Raw genomic sequence first — 14,216 nt, 5'->3', positions numbered from 1 at the left:
CGCGCTGACGTTGCAGGTTGCCACCTGCGCGCTGGCCCTGGGCGTGCCACTGCTCACCTTGGGCGATTGGCTGATCGCTGGCGGCACGCAAGTCTGGCAGATGGCGGATCTACTGCCGGCACTGCAGCAGACCGTGATGTTGGGTGTCGCGGGCGCCGTCCTCACCACCTGCGCTGCCATCCCGATTGCCTGGCTGTCGACGCGCTCTCCGGGCCGGTTGCAACGCATTCTGGAAGGCTGCAACTACATCACCAGTTCGTTGCCAGGGATAGTCGTGGCCCTGGCGCTGGTGACCGTTACCATTCATTTCGCCCGGCCCGTTTACCAGACGGCGATCACCGTGTTGCTCGCCTATCTACTGATGTTTTTGCCCCGCGCGCTGGTGAGTCTGCGAGCCGGCATTGCACAAGCACCGGTCGAGCTGGAAAACATCGCCCGCAGCCTCGGCCGCTCTCCCGCCCGAGCGTTGTGGCTGACCACCTTGCGACTGGCCGCACCGGGTGCTGCCGCGGGCGCCGCACTAGTGTTTTTGGCAATCACCAACGAGCTGACCGCCACCTTGTTACTCGCCCCAAACGGAACCCGCACCCTGGCCACCGGATTCTGGGCTTTCACCAGTGAGATCGACTACGCCGCCGCAGCGCCCTACGCCTTGTTGATGATCCTGCTGTCACTTCCGTTAACCGGGCTTCTTTATCACCAATCTAAACGGACGGCTGGCCGATGAACGCTCTTGAAATCCATTGCATTTCCAAGTCGTATGGCGCCCATCAAGCGCTGCAGAGCATCAATTTGTCGGTGCCTACTGGCAGCCGAACGGTGATCGTCGGTCCGTCCGGCTCCGGCAAGACGACCCTGCTTCGGATGATCGCCGGCTTCGAATTCCCCGACACTGGCCGTTTGTCATTCAATGGCCAAACACTCGTCGACGAGACCCAAGAAGTGCCAGCGCATCAGCGCTTGATTGGCTATGTACCCCAGGACGGGGCGCTGTTCCCGCACATGACGGTGGCCGCCAACATCGGGTTCGGGCTCTCGGGCACGCGCGCAGAAAAACACGAGCGAATCGCCGAGTTGATGGACAATGTGGCACTGGATGCGAACATGACCAACCGTTGGCCCCATGAGCTCTCGGGGGGTCAGCAACAGCGCGTGGCACTGGCGCGAGCCTTGGCACAGCAACCACGGCTGATGTTGCTGGACGAGCCGTTTTCCGCCCTCGATACCGGCCTGAGGGCCACCATGCGCAAATTGGTCGGGCGGCTGCTGGCCGACGCTGGCGTCACTACCATCTTGGTCACCCATGACCAGAGCGAGGCATTGTCGTTCGCCGACCAGCTGGCGGTAATGCGCGAGGGCCGGCTGGTGCAGTCTGGCGATCCGCAGGATCTGTACTGCTACCCCGAAGATGAACACACAGCACTGTTTCTCGGCGAAGCCGTGGTCATGCCCGCCAGAATCGAGGCGGGCTGGGCGCATTGTGACTTGGGCCGGGTACTGGTCAACAACCACCGGAACAACAGTTCAGCGAGGATCATGCTGCGCCCCGAACAACTGCATCTGGTTGACGTCCACTCCACCCCGGGCGGGGCCAATGGATGTCGCGCCGTTGTGACCGAGCGCGACTTCAGCGGCAATTCCTGCACTTTGACGGTAGAGCTGCAGGCATCGCCTGAGGGCGACCTGCCTGGCCGGTCCCTGATGGTGCGCAGTACGGGCCTGTACGCACCGCCCGCCGGAAGTGTGGTGCATGTCTCGGCCAAGGGGCATGCGCATGTCCTGAGCCGGTCATGATCTGGATACGCGGGCTTACCGACATGATGTATCAACCGCATGTTTTGTCTAACTTGATTAATCGACTGAAGGCTATGCCATGAACATTTTGATTATCGAGGACAATCACGACATTCATGACAACCTGATGGAGTTCTTCGCGCTCAAGGGGCATGACGTCGAAGGTGCACTTGATGGACTCAGCGGGCTTCATCTGGCCGCTTCGAAAAAGTTCGATGCGATTGTTCTGGATGTCATGCTTCCGGGCATCGATGGCAATCAGATTTGCAGCAGCCTGCGTCAGAACTCAAAAACTGACATTGCGATCATAATGTTAAGTGCGCGTGATCAACTGGAAGATCGTTTGCTCGGTTTCAAAGTAGGCGCGGATGACTACGTAACCAAGCCTTTTGCCATGTCCGAAATCCTTGCGAGAATCGAAGCAATAGTAACGCGGCGCATTGGCAAGGTTAATCGGACCATGGTTGTCGCCGATCTGCTGTTCGATCTGGATACGATGGAGATTTCCCGAGCCGGGGTGACCATCAAGCTGAACCCTACCTGCATGCAGCTGTTGGAAACGCTCATGCGCAGAAGCCCGCGCGTTGTCAAACGGACCGAACTGGAAGACCTCATCTGGGGAGGACATCGCACCAACAGCGACAGCCTTCGCAGTCACATTCACATGTTGAGACGGGCTTTGGATAAGGTCTTCGACGAACCACTGCTGCAGACTGTGCATGGGATCGGGTACAAGCTGTGCGCTTTGAACAATACGCATCAGTAGTCATCGAGGCCACTCGCCTCTCCTCAGGCTCATCTAAGTTTCGCCAGGTAACTTCTGTTCTGCGCACATTCCGCGCTGCTCAGCAGAGGGTATCCGCCAATGAAATCCGCAACAGCGGGCTGGCTCAACAAGGTTCCGCAGGTGACCCTGTCATTCTGGATAATCAAGATCCTGTCCACGACCGTGGGGGAAACAGGTGCCGACTTTCTAACCGTCGATGCCGGTTTCGGCGTGGGAGCGACCAGCATCGGTATGGGAGTGTTTCTGGCGGTCGCACTGTTCTGGCAAATGCGCACCAGGACCTTAACGCCCTGGATCTATTGGCTGACGGTGGTATTGGTGAGCATCGTCGGCACCCAGATCACCGACATTCTGACCGACATATTGGACGTGAGCCTATACGCCAGCACGGCCGTATTTTCCATCTTGCTGGCGATCAACTTCCTGGTCTGGTACTGGGTGGAACACAGCCTGTCGATACGCGAAATTGTCACCCCGCGACGGGAGTTGTTCTACTGGGTGACAGTGCTCTGCACCTTTGCCCTTGGCACCGCTGCCGGTGACCTGGCTACCGAAGCGCTGGGCCTGGGATTTACCCTCGGCGCCGTGATTTTCGCTGTCCTGATCGCTGCCACCTTGATGGCCTGGCGCATGGGCTGCAGCAGCGTACTGACGTTCTGGATCGCCTACATCCTTACTCGTCCATTTGGCGCCTCCCTCGGCGACCTGCTGACCCAGGCCAAGACCTATGGGGGCCTGGGAATGGGTGCCACCTGGACCAGCGCGATCTTCCTGTGCGTGATTGTCATGCTGGTTGCCGTAGCGCAAATCAGCGTCGTCAAGCGTAAAGCCGCCATTCAGTAAACATCCCGAAGCCACTCAAGGAACCGTCATGGGCCAGATTCAGACCATCATTCGTCACATAGCCATCGTTGCGTCCGTCTTTTTGCTCGGCATTGCCGCCGGTTGCTCGAAGCCCGCAGACAAACCCAATACGGGCGCATCGTCAGGCCCGGTCACTTCACAACCTCAATCGGGCTCCAAACTGGGCGACCTTTCCGAGTTCCGCACTATTGCAACCGACGTTTCCACCCTCGTGGATAAAAATGACCTGACGGGCGCCAGAGCTCGGATCAAATCTCTGGAGACCGCCTGGGACTCCGCCGAAGCAGGGATCAAACCCCGTGCCGCAGGCGACTGGCATGTGGTGGACAAGGCGATCGACCACGCACTCGATGCCTTGCGCGCCAAAGATCCGCAGCAGAGCGAATGCAAGGCCAGAATGAAGGAACTGCTGAGCGCATTCGATTCAATGAAAAGCCAGGCATGAGTTCGATGCAGCGCTGACATGGCGTCGGACAAACGCTTGAGCAAGTGCTTCAATACAAGCGCGACGACCAAAGCCGTCGCGTTTTTTTCGGGAGCGGGTAATGCGGATTTTGCTGGTCGAAGACGACCCGATGATCGGAGATGCAGTCCAAGGCGCGCTGAACGATGCGAGTTATGCCACTGACTGGGTGAATGACGGTCTCACCGCGCTTGCAACATTGGACACCCAACACTATGACCTGGTGCTGCTGGACCTCGGATTGCCCGGCAAAGATGGGTTGGATGTACTCGACAGCATCCGCGCGCGTAACAACGCAGTGCCACTGCTGATCATAAGCGCGAGGGATGGCCTGGGTGATCGCCTGCGAGGGCTCGACGGCGGCGCCGATGACTACCTGCTCAAACCCTTCGCCATGGCGGAACTTCTGGCCCGTACGCGCGCAGTATTGCGCCGTAAAGGTGGCAATGCCCTGTCCCTGCTGGACAACGGCGTGGTGACACTGGACCTGATTTCCAAAGAAGCCACCGTGGAAGGCAGTCCCGCGATGCAGCTTTCCAGTCGCGAATTCGCCCTGCTGCAGGCGCTGTTGATCCGCCCAGGCGCCATTCTATCGCGCAGCGAACTCGAAGACCGCCTCTACGGCTGGGGTAATGAAGTGGAAAGCAACGCGGTGGAATTCCTGATTCACGCCTTGCGACGCAAGCTCGGCAGCCATGTCATCAAGAACGTAAGAGGTATGGGATGGATGGTTTCAAAAAACTGTTGAGGGATTCGGTTCAATTCCGCCTGTCCATGACGCTGTCCCTGGCCATCTTGATCGTTGCGTTGATGGCCGGGATTTTCGCTTTCGTCTCAGCGATCAACGAAGCTCACGAAATGCAGGACGATATCTTGCGTCAGGTGGCGGTCCTGTTTGATCGACAACAGATGACCTTGCACTATCCCGCGGCTCAGGAAGTCGAGGGTGACAACGAAGAATCCAGGGTCATCGTGCAGTACCTGATCGACGGCAGCCAGGCCATCGGCCACGATGACAGTTCAATGCCATTACCTTTCCTCACAACCCTCGCCAATGGACTGTCAACGCAGAATGTCGCGGGCGAAGATTTTCGTGTATTGGTCAGGACCACGTCCCGCGGTGAACGTATCGTGGTTGCTCAGGAAACCGATGCACGCAATAAGGAGGCTCGCGAGAGCGCCTGGAGGAGCTCGCTACCTTTTCTCATCCTGTTCCCCGTGTTGCTGCTGGTGGTCGGGGATCTGGTGCGCAAGCTTTTCCGCCCCATCGCTACCCTCTCGGCTGAAATCGATCAACGCGATGATCAGGCGCTTTACCCTGTCGACGAGCGCCATTTGCCAACCGAGATCCGTCCTTTCGTCGTTGCCATCAATCGCTTGCTCGCACGCGTTGCGTTGTCCATGGAAAACCAGCGTCGCTTCATTGCCGACGCTGCCCACGAACTACGTTCGCCCATGGCCGCCCTGTCTCTGCAAGCCGAACGGCTGGCTGCCACGCAGATGCCGGAGCCTGCTCGTCAGCGCTTGCTACCGCTATCTCGGGGAATAGAGCGCAGCAGACATCTGATCCATCAGTTGCTGGCACTTGCTGCCGCGCAATCGAACACTGACCGGCTACAGACTGCCGTTTCAGTCCATGCGGTCTATCGACGAGTGCTGGAGGATTTACTGCCGCTGGCAGAACGCAAACACATCGATATCGGCGTAGAGAGTATCGAGGACGTACAGGTCATCATCAACGAAATGGATTTGTTGATTTTGGTTAAAAACCTGGTGGATAACGCGATCCGTTATACCCCCCTAGGCGGACGAATTGACCTTTCGGTTGAGCGGATACAAGAGACTACGATCCTTCGGATAAAAGATTCGGGCCCGGGTATTGTGGTAGACGAGCACACACGGGTGTTCGATCCGTTTTACCGAAGTTTGGGAACCGATGAAACAGGCTCCGGCTTGGGCCTGTCGATCGTCAAGGCGATAGCGGAACGCACCGGAGTCCGCGTTCAGCTAGGTTTCTCGAACGAGGCACAGCAGAGCGGTTTGCGTGTTTCGATAAGCTTGCAAAAAGCAAATGCTGCGGTCCCCGCGCACGACTGAGTTGGATTTCCTCGGCGTGCGCTGCACTGCGATCCCCTTCACCTTCAGGCTTTCTTCAATGGGCACGTCGTTATTTTCATCGTGGGTATTCTGGGCACTGCTGTCCGCACTGTTCGCTGCAATGACGGCTATTTTTGGCAAGATTGGCATCGTTGGAATCAACTCTGACTTCGCTACCCTGATACGCACCGTGGTGGTTTTACTCAGCCTGGCGCTGATCGTGTACGCGACCGGGCAATACCAAGCCCTTGGCACGATTTCGGCGCGCAGCTATGTGTTCCTGGTCCTGTCTGGCTTGGCGACTGGGGCCTCGTGGGTATGTTACTACCGCGCTCTGCAGCTCGGACAAGCATCCCTGGTTGCTCCGGTAGACAAACTCAGCGTGGTACTTGTTTCCATACTGGGAGTGACCCTACTGGGAGAAAAGCTCGATGTTCGCCAATGGATTGGCATCAGCTTGATAACCGTCGGTGTGGTAATGCTTGCATGGCGTCGATAACCGGTAGCGGTGCTTCAGTATTGGTGGAGTGATTACCATGCCCCCGGTGGTGGAACATCAAGGCTGGAATCTGCAACTACGCTGTCTCCATTGATTAATTTATTCCTCGTTTTGCTCTCTCTCATAGCCGACGAACGCCAATAGGATCGCCATGAGACTTCCAGACTTTATCTCCGACACCTTGAGCTTATTTTGCAAGCTTGGTAGTCGTTTGCTTGGTCGGTCGACACTGAGATGCCGACGATGGATTCGAAAGGTCTGAGAAATCATGCCAAGAATATCCTGCGGGCGGTGGCGCTCGATATGCGTTCGTCTCAAACCGAGCTACAGAAGATCGATAAGTCTCACGGTCTTGGCGCTTTTGTCGATCAAGAATCGGGGCCGGAAAGCCACGCGCTGACACGCTTGATTGGGGCTCTACGTTAGACCAGATGGTTTCTGAGTACCGTGCTCTTTGGTCGAGCGTGCTGAGACCTTGGCCTCAGTGCACATCTTTGAAAAAGACGTGATGCCCAAGCTTCAAAGTCTCCATGGCACCTCTCGCCCATGCGGGAGGCTTCGTCATCGTCGTTGCGTAATAGTGAGTCGCGCCGCCGGTTGGGTCCGGCACTTTGCCCGCGATCACCTGGTCAGCGGCGATTCTTGCCCGGGCGAACTCGCGGAAAGGGATTGGCTTCGCGCCACTCAAGTAGATGTAGTTGGGATCGTTCCGGTTCCAGCAGCTGAACTGATAGGGCTTCTGGCAAACGCCGGCATAGCCCTCCCCCCACCATGATTTGGCTTTGCCATCATTGACCCGGTTGCGGATGGTCCAGGCTACGGCGATTTGGCCGGCTAGACTTTCGCCGCGGGCCTCTCCCCACAGTGTCCGAGCAAGGATGTCGCGATCGTTCTCAGTTGCAGTCATAGCTTTACTCCAGGCGAAAAAAAGCCCGCACTGGGCGGGCGTGAACCATGTGCGTCTGTCAGCTGGCAGGCGAGTCGGGAACGATCTGCACCAGCTTCGAAGTGACGGTTACCTTCGCGGTGTAGGTGTTGATCAGTTGAGCCGTGCGAACGACTGCCTGAGGTTGCGTTGTCACAATTTCCCGCGCATGGGTGTCGGCCTCTTCGGCGGTCGCGAATTCCATCTGGTGAATTGGATCGAAGTTATTGCTCGTGTTGATGACGATAAAGGACATGGTGAATCTCCGGTTTCAAAATTTAGGCAAAAATAAACCCGCTCGATGGCGGGTGATGGGTACTGCAGGGCGTTACTGGTTTTCGGTCGCCAGCGCCTCGGGATCCGCTGGAATCTCAGGCATGACGGGCTCAGGCGGCCAAACGGGCGCGGCTGGCCACGTCGCTTGGCCAGTGACCTTGCCCAGGGCGAATTTGTAACCCTTCCAGGCTGTGAGGCTAAGCAGCAGTGCGGCTTGTTCGGCTTCATCCTCTTCGCTTGCGGCGCCGACCTCGATGCCATAGCTGAGGGTTTCGATGCGGTCATTGATCCGCGTTATGCGTAACGCGGCGTCCGTATTGCGTTGCGCCAAGGCGCCTTTGGCCGCAAGTAATTCTGCTGCGCGGGCGGCGGCCTCTTTCATTGCCTTGGTGACAACCTGGGACCAGTCAATCACGCCTAAACGCGCGGGATGGACGGGATTAAACTTAACCAGCTCTTCGTAGACACCATTTTCATCTGGCAAGGACCGAGGGAATACCACTTGGCCGTCCGGAACATTCACCAGCGGCACCGGGAAGGCCTGGGCTGGACTGTAGTTAACCGGGTTGGGCAATAGCAGTGTCATTTCCAGCTCACCCGAGCGGCGCTCTACATTGCCGAAGAACCAACTGGAACCTATGGCGGTACAAGGCAGGGTGTCCCCCTCGGCCAATTTTGAAAAATCAAATTCCTCATAGTTCAGGTTCAGCTTGTCCCCGGATTTAAAGGCCACAAGTGTGTCATCACGACGCTGAGGCGAAAGATTGATAATCATCAGTTCCACTTTCCGATTACGACATACACAACGGTATTAGATCCGCGTGCATTGGGTGAATAGAAGTTGAATTGCGTACTGCTGCACCACCAAGTGGCGGAACCCTCATAACCAGTCGAGGGGATGATAGATACCGCGCATCCATTGCTACCGTCAATAAATGGCATGGGTAAGTTGACAGTCTTCAAAACGGCTGCCGCATACCCCGTAAACTCGCCTCGGCAAATCATTAAGCCGTTCGCGAATTTAAAATAGGTGCCGTTAGCATTGGCTCCGATCTCCATAATGTCGCCAGCAGCCATCGTGCCCACAATGTTAACTAAGGCGGCCGTCTTCAACCCCAAGTTAGTGCGTGCTCCGGCTGGTGTGGTCGAACCCGTACCGCCGTCGACCACAGGAAGTGCGGCGGGAAGTGCGCCTGACGCCGGCGCGCCCAGCGCCGCATACAACTCGTCAATGTTGGCTTGTACTTTCGTGAACGCACTTCGCGGTGTATCACCACCGGCACCGTTAGGCGTTGCGCCCAAGTTTACTGTTTGCTTAGCCATATATGCCGCCTAATATTCCTAATGAAATGGTACCTATTGAGTCACCCTAACCTTTCTATGCATTTATTTTTGCGAACATTGCAGGCAACCAAAAAGCATAGGGATTTGAAAAGCCTATAGTGACCGCATACAAAACTTTGTTTTGAAAGTCCCACCAGGTATGTACTGAACGCCCAATGTTATCGGCGTTATTCATCCTCATCATGAATGAATTACCTAATAGATACTCGTTTTCGGGAAAATCAAAAGGTACCGTGTAATAGTTAACGTACTCACCCTGCGGAAGGCGAGTTGAGGTTACATAAGTCCAATTTTGAAACGCACGGGTGAATAGGAGGCTAGGTGTACCCGAATCAAAAATCGGCAGTCCAGCAGACGAAAACAACCGGAGGCCAAAAGTAGCAACAGGCTGAGCCCCAAACGTAGAAACCACATATCGTCCGTTTGGGTAAAAGCCTACTTGGTCATACATCCCTGTCAAAAAACCCGTCCAGTTGCCAGGCCCGCCTAACACGTAAGCAGCGGTTCCCATCTTCAGAATGCCATTCACAGTGTCCGGCCGCAAAAACACCAATGGTTGTTCAGCAGTTGTTATGGGGCTAGGGAACGTGATCAGTGATTGATAATTTCCCGGACCATAGTTTGGCGCGTAGCGGCCGGTGTAAATAATGCAAAGCCTTGCATACTCTGAATCCAGAACTACAACATCACTGTTGTTAGAAAAACTTAAACCAAAACTCATTAGCGAAACCTCACTACGAATAGCCGCATCGTTCCTCCTTTGGCAGAGCTGGCGTCGAAGGTTCGCGTGTAGTTGTATGCGCGAGCAACGCCGTCAAGCATCTCTGTCTCAAACTGACGTTGATCCGTGGAGACAGGACCGCTCGGAACGACAAACGCTACAGAGTTGCTAGGGTTGCAACCCGGGACGGAAAAGTCTTGATTCCCTTTAGCAGCAGTGAATGTGACAAGAGTCGATAACACCAACCGTACCGTAAAGGAGTTCTCGTCAATCTGTGCAGCTCCATTATCACCCCAAGTTCGCAACCCATAGCTCATGCAGAAAGATCTCCTAGCTGTACTCGTAGAACGCCGTTTGCGTCCCAAACTTTTACCGCCCGATTTGTAACCTGCACCCGCCCTTGTCCTGCCACCGTAGAGTTCAGCTCCATACCTCCCGACTTACTCAACTTCCAACCCGTACTGTTCGCCACGAAGTTGTCTGACTGAATGTTGTCGGCGATCTTGCCGAACGACAATGAGAGGTCTTGGATAAACGCAGACCGTATAAAGACTTGGCCGCCTGTAACGGCAAATGGCGATGACAGCGTGCCATTGATCCCATTCACGACCGCGAACGTGTCAGCGCTCACCAGGAATGAACTCTGCAAACCCGCCGGACCATTCTCGATACCGAGGCCAACGCCTGCCGCCACATACTGGCCCTGAGCGTTTACCTGCAGCTTGACCGCCCACATGGCCGACGCCTTCCCATCCGCCGTAATCTGCGCCTGGCTGACCTGCTGCACGACCGCACTGACCTGCTGCACAGCGGTGCTGTTCTGCTGGCCTAAGTTCACGCCTTGTTGACCTAAGTTCACGCCTTGCTGGCCTAGATCCACGGCGATATTGGCGGTCGCCTCAACGGTGTCGGTACGTTTGGCCGAGAGAATGCCTTCCTCGATTCGCGCAGATTGCTCAGTCCACACCCCGACAAAACTAGTCGTTGCGCCAGCGAAGCCGGACGAATCGCCAGCCATGTCCGGGTTTACCTGCACATAGATGCCGTCCAGCTTGGTAGCCTGAGCGGTGATCTGTTGTTCGGTGCTGGTAACCCGCGTGGTCAAGCTGCTGACAGCCGAGGCATCCGCCTTGGTGTTGGCCACGGTCAAGGCGCTGGCTGCTGCAGCTGCTGCGTCAGCGGCTACCTTGTCCGTTACCGCTGCCCACGCCGAGCCGGTCCAGCGCTTCGGCGTGTTCGCGCCGCCGGTGATGTCGATCCACAGGTTTTGCACCTGCTGATCGGCCGCCGCCGGCGCACCGGTCTGCACGATCACCTTGCCCTTGCCGCCGGCCAAGGTGTTCGCCGCGTTCGCTGCCGTTTGCGCAGCGGTCACGTTGCCGTTGGTAGTCGTCAGGCTGTTGCTCAGCGACGTCAGGCTGGTGCCCTGACTGGTCAGGGTGGTGCCTTGCTGAGTGACCGTTGAATCCAACGTCGACAACGCGGCAGACGTCGCGGCGATCTGGATCTGATCGGTCACGTCATCGACAGTGAAACAATCCACCGCCGCCACGCCCCCGGCGTTGTTGTAGCCGGTGATCAGCATCGGCGAGAAGTACGCTGTGCCGGTCTTTAAGCGCTTCGGCACGGCAACGGTGCCTGCGCCCGCCCCACCCGCTTCGGCCCCAATGGAGAAGCCTTTCACGTAGGTGGTGTATTCCACCCAAGTGCCCACGACAGGCGATGCCCCTCCTGTCAGCACATAGTGGCTTGAGTTCGGGCTATTGGCTCCCGCAGTGTTAATGCGGGTTGTCCCATCCTCTGCAAAGCAATCCACGCCAGCGATAACAGTCGGCGCAGTACCACCCGGAACCGAAACTTGCTGCAGTCTCAGCGTCAGCTTGTACAGCCGCGTAGGGTCAAAGCGGATTAGCTTGTTGGACGCCCCCCACCAGTGCTTATTGCCAGCGCCGCTATCCAGGGTAAGACTTGCGCCGCTGGTGTTGCCCGCGACATTCGAAAATGAAGAGGTGGGCCCGGTAGAGTTGGTCAGGCGCCACGTATCGACGGCCAACGCAGTGAACAGACTTTGATAGACCTTCGTCGGTGAGTTATTGCCCACGCGCGTCAGGCTGTTATCGAGCTTCGTCAGGCTGTCACTTTGCGAAGTGATCGCCCCTTCGGTGTCCGTCACCCGTGAATTCAACGCCGTGACCGCTGCAGCATCAGCCTTGGTGTTGGCCACCGACAGGGCGTTGGCGGCCGCCGTTGCCGCATCGGTTGCCACCTTGTCCGTCACAACCGCCCACGCGCCACCCGTCCAACGCTTCGGGGTGTTAGCCCCGCCGGTGATGTCGATCCACAGGTTTTGCATCTGCTGATCGGCTGCCGCCGGTGCGCCGGTTTGCACGATCACCTTGCCCTTGCCACCGGCCAAAGTGTTTGCCGCGTTCGCCGCGTTTTGCGCGGCGGTCACGTTGGTGTTGGTGGTGGTCAGGCTGTTGTTCAGCCCAGTGATCGAGGTGCCCTGGCTGCTGATCGTCCCTTCCGCCGAAGTCACTCGGCTGGTCAGGCTGGTCAGCGCGGCCGCGTCGGCCTTGGTGTTGGCCACCGACAATGCGTTGGCGGCGGCGGCGGCCGCATCGGTTGCCACCTTGTCCGTCACAACCGCCCAAGCTCCCCCGGTCCAACGCTTCGGGGTGTTCGCCCCACCGGTGATGTCGATCCACAGGTTTTGCATCTGCTGATCAGCTGCCGCCGGTGCGCCGGTTTGCACGATCACCTTGCCCTTACCGCCGGCCAAGGTGTTCGCCGCGTTCGCTGCCGTTTGCGCAGCGGTCACGTTGGTGTTGGTGGTGGTCAGGCTGTTGTTCAACGACGTCAGGCTGTTGCCCTGACTGGTTAAAGTTGCTCCCTGCTGCGTGACTGTCGAATCCAGCGAAGCCAATGCGGCCGAAGTCGCATCGATCTGGACCTGATCGGTCACATCGTCAATGGTGAAATAGTCCAGCGCGAGCACGCCGCCCTTGCTGTCATACCCCGCAATCAACATGGGCGAGATGTAGCGCGAGCCCTCCCTTAGGGGCTTAGGGCTGGCGATGGTGCCCAGCCCTGAACCACCCACACCGGCCGTATGCCCTTTCACATACGTGACCAGCTCAGTCCATTCACCAACGACCAGGGTTTTAGCGGCCGCCAGCAGGTAGTGCGACGAGCCTAGCGTGTTCGCCCCGTTCATATTGATTCGGGTCAAGCCGTCATCGGCAAAACAATCGAGCCCCGCATAAAACGTGGGCGCCGTGCCGGCCCGCACAGACACTTGTTGCACCCGCACCGACAGCTTGTACAGGCGAGCCGGATCGAAGCGAACCTTCTTGTTGGTAGCACCCCACCAATTCGCTGCCGCCGGAATGTCGATGGTGAGCGTGGCGCCGCTGACGTTGCCTTCCACATTCGACAGCGAGTCAAGGGCCAACGAAGAGCCCTGAGTTTTGGCCCAGGTGTCCACCGCCAGACCATTAAACAAGCTCTGATAGACGCTCGTTGGCGAGTTATCACCGAAACGCGTCAGACTGTTGTTGAGCTGCGTCAGGCTGTCGCTTTGCGAGGTGATCGCGCCTTCGGTGCTGGTTACCCGAGAATTCAGCGCAGTCAGCGCCGCCGCGTCGGCCTTGGTGTTGGCCACCGACAATGCGTTGGCGGCTGCCGCTGCTGCATCGGTTGCCACCTTGTCCGTCACTGCCGCCCAGGCCGAGCCCGTCCAGCGCTTCGGCGTGTTAGCCCCGCCGGTGATGTCGATCCACAGGTTTTGCATCTGCTGATCGGCTGCCGCCGGTGCGCCGGTTTGCACGATCACCTTGCCCTTGCCGCCGGCCAGGGTGTTCGCCGCGTTCGCCGCATTTTGCGCAGCGGTCACGTTGCCGTTGGTGGTGGTCAGGCTGTTGTTCAGCCCGGTGATCGAGGTGCCCTGGCTGCTGATTGTCCCTTCCGCCGAAGTGACTCGGGTGGTCAGGCTGGTCAGCGCCGCTGCGTCGGCCTTGGTGTTGGCCACCGACAGGGCGTTGGCGGCTGCCGCTGCTGCATCGGTCGCCACTTTGTCCGTCACTACTGCCCAGGCCGAACCCGTCCAGCGCTTCGGCGTGTTAGCCCCGCCGGTGATGTCGATCCACAGGTTTTGCATCTGCTGATCGGCTGCCGCCGGTGCGCCGGTTTGCACGATCACCTTGCCCTTGCCGCCGGCCAAGGTGTTCGCCGCGTTCGCTGCGTTTTGCGCAGCGGTCACGTTGCCGTTGGTGGTGGTCAGGCTGTTGTTCAGCCCGGTGATAGCCGTGCCCTGGCTGTTGATCGTTCCTTCTGTCGACTCCACGCGCGTGGTCAGGCTGGTCAGCGCCGCCGCGTCGGCCTTGGTGTTGGCCAACGACAACGCGTTGGCCGCTGCCGTCGCGGCATCAGTCGCCACCTTGTCCG

The 14,216-nt window shown here is 57.9% G+C and carries 15 protein-coding genes; 8 read left to right on the top strand and 7 right to left on the bottom strand.

Going from position 1 to position 14,216, the window contains the following annotated elements:
• The 8 genes from GBC55_RS28605 to GBC55_RS28570 all read left to right on the top strand — a co-directional run.
• Positions 1-727, top strand: a 727-nt coding sequence (locus GBC55_RS28605; RefSeq protein WP_247267048.1) for an ABC transporter permease subunit, incomplete at its 5' end; no start/stop codon positions are given.
• Positions 724-1,794, top strand: coding sequence for an ABC transporter ATP-binding protein (locus tag GBC55_RS28600; RefSeq protein ID WP_162440956.1), 1,071 nt, complete (start codon positions 724-726; stop codon positions 1,792-1,794). The genes GBC55_RS28605 and GBC55_RS28600, both read left to right, overlap by 4 nt.
• A gap of 79 nt (positions 1,795-1,873) precedes the next feature.
• Positions 1,874-2,560 carry a response regulator transcription factor gene (locus GBC55_RS28595; RefSeq protein ID WP_162440955.1) on the top strand — a complete coding sequence of 229 codons (687 nt, stop codon included), beginning with the start codon at positions 1,874-1,876 and terminating at the stop codon, positions 2,558-2,560.
• 99 nt (positions 2,561-2,659) lie between these two features.
• Positions 2,660-3,424 carry a hypothetical protein gene (locus tag GBC55_RS28590; RefSeq protein ID WP_162440954.1) on the top strand — a complete coding sequence of 255 codons (765 nt, stop codon included), beginning with the start codon at positions 2,660-2,662 and terminating at the stop codon, positions 3,422-3,424.
• 28 nt (positions 3,425-3,452) lie between these two features.
• Complete coding sequence (locus tag GBC55_RS28585) at positions 3,453-3,890, top strand: hypothetical protein (RefSeq protein ID WP_162440953.1); 438 nt, start codon at positions 3,453-3,455, stop codon at positions 3,888-3,890.
• Positions 3,891-3,990: 100 nt separating this feature from the next.
• Positions 3,991-4,656 carry a response regulator transcription factor gene (locus GBC55_RS28580; RefSeq protein ID WP_162440952.1) on the top strand — a complete coding sequence of 222 codons (666 nt, stop codon included), beginning with the start codon at positions 3,991-3,993 and terminating at the stop codon, positions 4,654-4,656.
• A complete protein-coding gene (locus GBC55_RS28575; protein WP_162440951.1) occupies positions 4,632-6,005 on the top strand; it encodes an ATP-binding protein in 1,374 nt (457 codons plus the stop codon). The genes GBC55_RS28580 and GBC55_RS28575 overlap by 25 nt, the downstream gene beginning before the upstream one ends.
• A gap of 58 nt (positions 6,006-6,063) precedes the next feature.
• Positions 6,064-6,504, top strand: a complete 441-nt coding sequence (locus GBC55_RS28570) for an EamA family transporter (RefSeq protein ID WP_162440950.1) — start codon at positions 6,064-6,066, stop codon at positions 6,502-6,504.
• A gap of 481 nt (positions 6,505-6,985) precedes the next feature.
• Here GBC55_RS28570 and GBC55_RS28565 read toward each other — a convergent pair whose 3' ends face one another.
• From GBC55_RS28565 to GBC55_RS28535, 7 genes are all read right to left on the bottom strand, one after another.
• A complete protein-coding gene (locus GBC55_RS28565; protein WP_162440949.1) occupies positions 6,986-7,411 on the bottom strand; it encodes a cell wall hydrolase in 426 nt (141 codons plus the stop codon).
• 58 nt (positions 7,412-7,469) lie between these two features.
• Positions 7,470-7,685, bottom strand: a complete 216-nt coding sequence (locus tag GBC55_RS28560; protein ID WP_162440948.1) for a hypothetical protein — start codon at positions 7,683-7,685, stop codon at positions 7,470-7,472.
• 72 nt (positions 7,686-7,757) lie between these two features.
• Complete coding sequence (locus GBC55_RS28555; protein ID WP_247267051.1) at positions 7,758-8,087, bottom strand: phage tail protein; 330 nt, start codon at positions 8,085-8,087, stop codon at positions 7,758-7,760.
• A 392-nt stretch (positions 8,088-8,479) separates the two neighbouring features.
• Positions 8,480-9,028, bottom strand: a complete 549-nt coding sequence (locus GBC55_RS28550; RefSeq protein WP_162440946.1) for a hypothetical protein — start codon at positions 9,026-9,028, stop codon at positions 8,480-8,482.
• Between the two features lie 55 nt (positions 9,029-9,083).
• On the bottom strand, positions 9,084-9,770 hold the full coding sequence (locus GBC55_RS28545; RefSeq protein WP_162440945.1) for a hypothetical protein: 687 nt from the start codon (positions 9,768-9,770) through the stop codon (positions 9,084-9,086).
• Positions 9,770-10,075, bottom strand: coding sequence for a hypothetical protein (locus tag GBC55_RS28540; protein ID WP_247267050.1), 306 nt, complete (start codon positions 10,073-10,075; stop codon positions 9,770-9,772). The genes GBC55_RS28545 and GBC55_RS28540 overlap by 1 nt, the downstream gene beginning before the upstream one ends.
• 8 nt (positions 10,076-10,083) lie before the next feature.
• On the bottom strand, positions 10,084-14,216 hold a 4,133-nt coding region (locus GBC55_RS28535), incomplete at its 5' end, for a DUF1983 domain-containing protein (protein WP_348650984.1).

The sequence above is a fragment of the Pseudomonas sp. TNT3 genome (genome assembly GCF_010095445.2).
Classification (GTDB): Bacteria; Pseudomonadota; Gammaproteobacteria; order Pseudomonadales; family Pseudomonadaceae; genus Aquipseudomonas.
This window is presented reverse-complemented; position numbering and strand designations above follow the sequence as displayed.

Coding starts and splice junctions, on each gene's coding strand:
- GBC55_RS28600 (WP_162440956.1), top strand. CDS start 724: ATGAACGCTCTTGAAATCCATTGCATTTCCAAGTCGTATGGCGCCCAT.
- GBC55_RS28595 (WP_162440955.1), top strand. CDS start 1,874: ATGAACATTTTGATTATCGAGGACAATCACGACATTCATGACAACCTG.
- GBC55_RS28590 (WP_162440954.1), top strand. CDS start 2,660: ATGAAATCCGCAACAGCGGGCTGGCTCAACAAGGTTCCGCAGGTGACC.
- GBC55_RS28585 (WP_162440953.1), top strand. CDS start 3,453: ATGGGCCAGATTCAGACCATCATTCGTCACATAGCCATCGTTGCGTCC.
- GBC55_RS28580 (WP_162440952.1), top strand. CDS start 3,991: ATGCGGATTTTGCTGGTCGAAGACGACCCGATGATCGGAGATGCAGTC.
- GBC55_RS28575 (WP_162440951.1), top strand. CDS start 4,632: ATGGATGGTTTCAAAAAACTGTTGAGGGATTCGGTTCAATTCCGCCTG.
- GBC55_RS28570 (WP_162440950.1), top strand. CDS start 6,064: ATGGGCACGTCGTTATTTTCATCGTGGGTATTCTGGGCACTGCTGTCC.
- GBC55_RS28565 (WP_162440949.1), bottom strand. CDS start 7,411: ATGACTGCAACTGAGAACGATCGCGACATCCTTGCTCGGACACTGTGG.
- GBC55_RS28560 (WP_162440948.1), bottom strand. CDS start 7,685: ATGTCCTTTATCGTCATCAACACGAGCAATAACTTCGATCCAATTCAC.
- GBC55_RS28555 (WP_247267051.1), bottom strand. CDS start 8,087: ATGAAAGAGGCCGCCGCCCGCGCAGCAGAATTACTTGCGGCCAAAGGC.
- GBC55_RS28550 (WP_162440946.1), bottom strand. CDS start 9,028: ATGGCTAAGCAAACAGTAAACTTGGGCGCAACGCCTAACGGTGCCGGT.
- GBC55_RS28545 (WP_162440945.1), bottom strand. CDS start 9,770: ATGAGTTTTGGTTTAAGTTTTTCTAACAACAGTGATGTTGTAGTTCTG.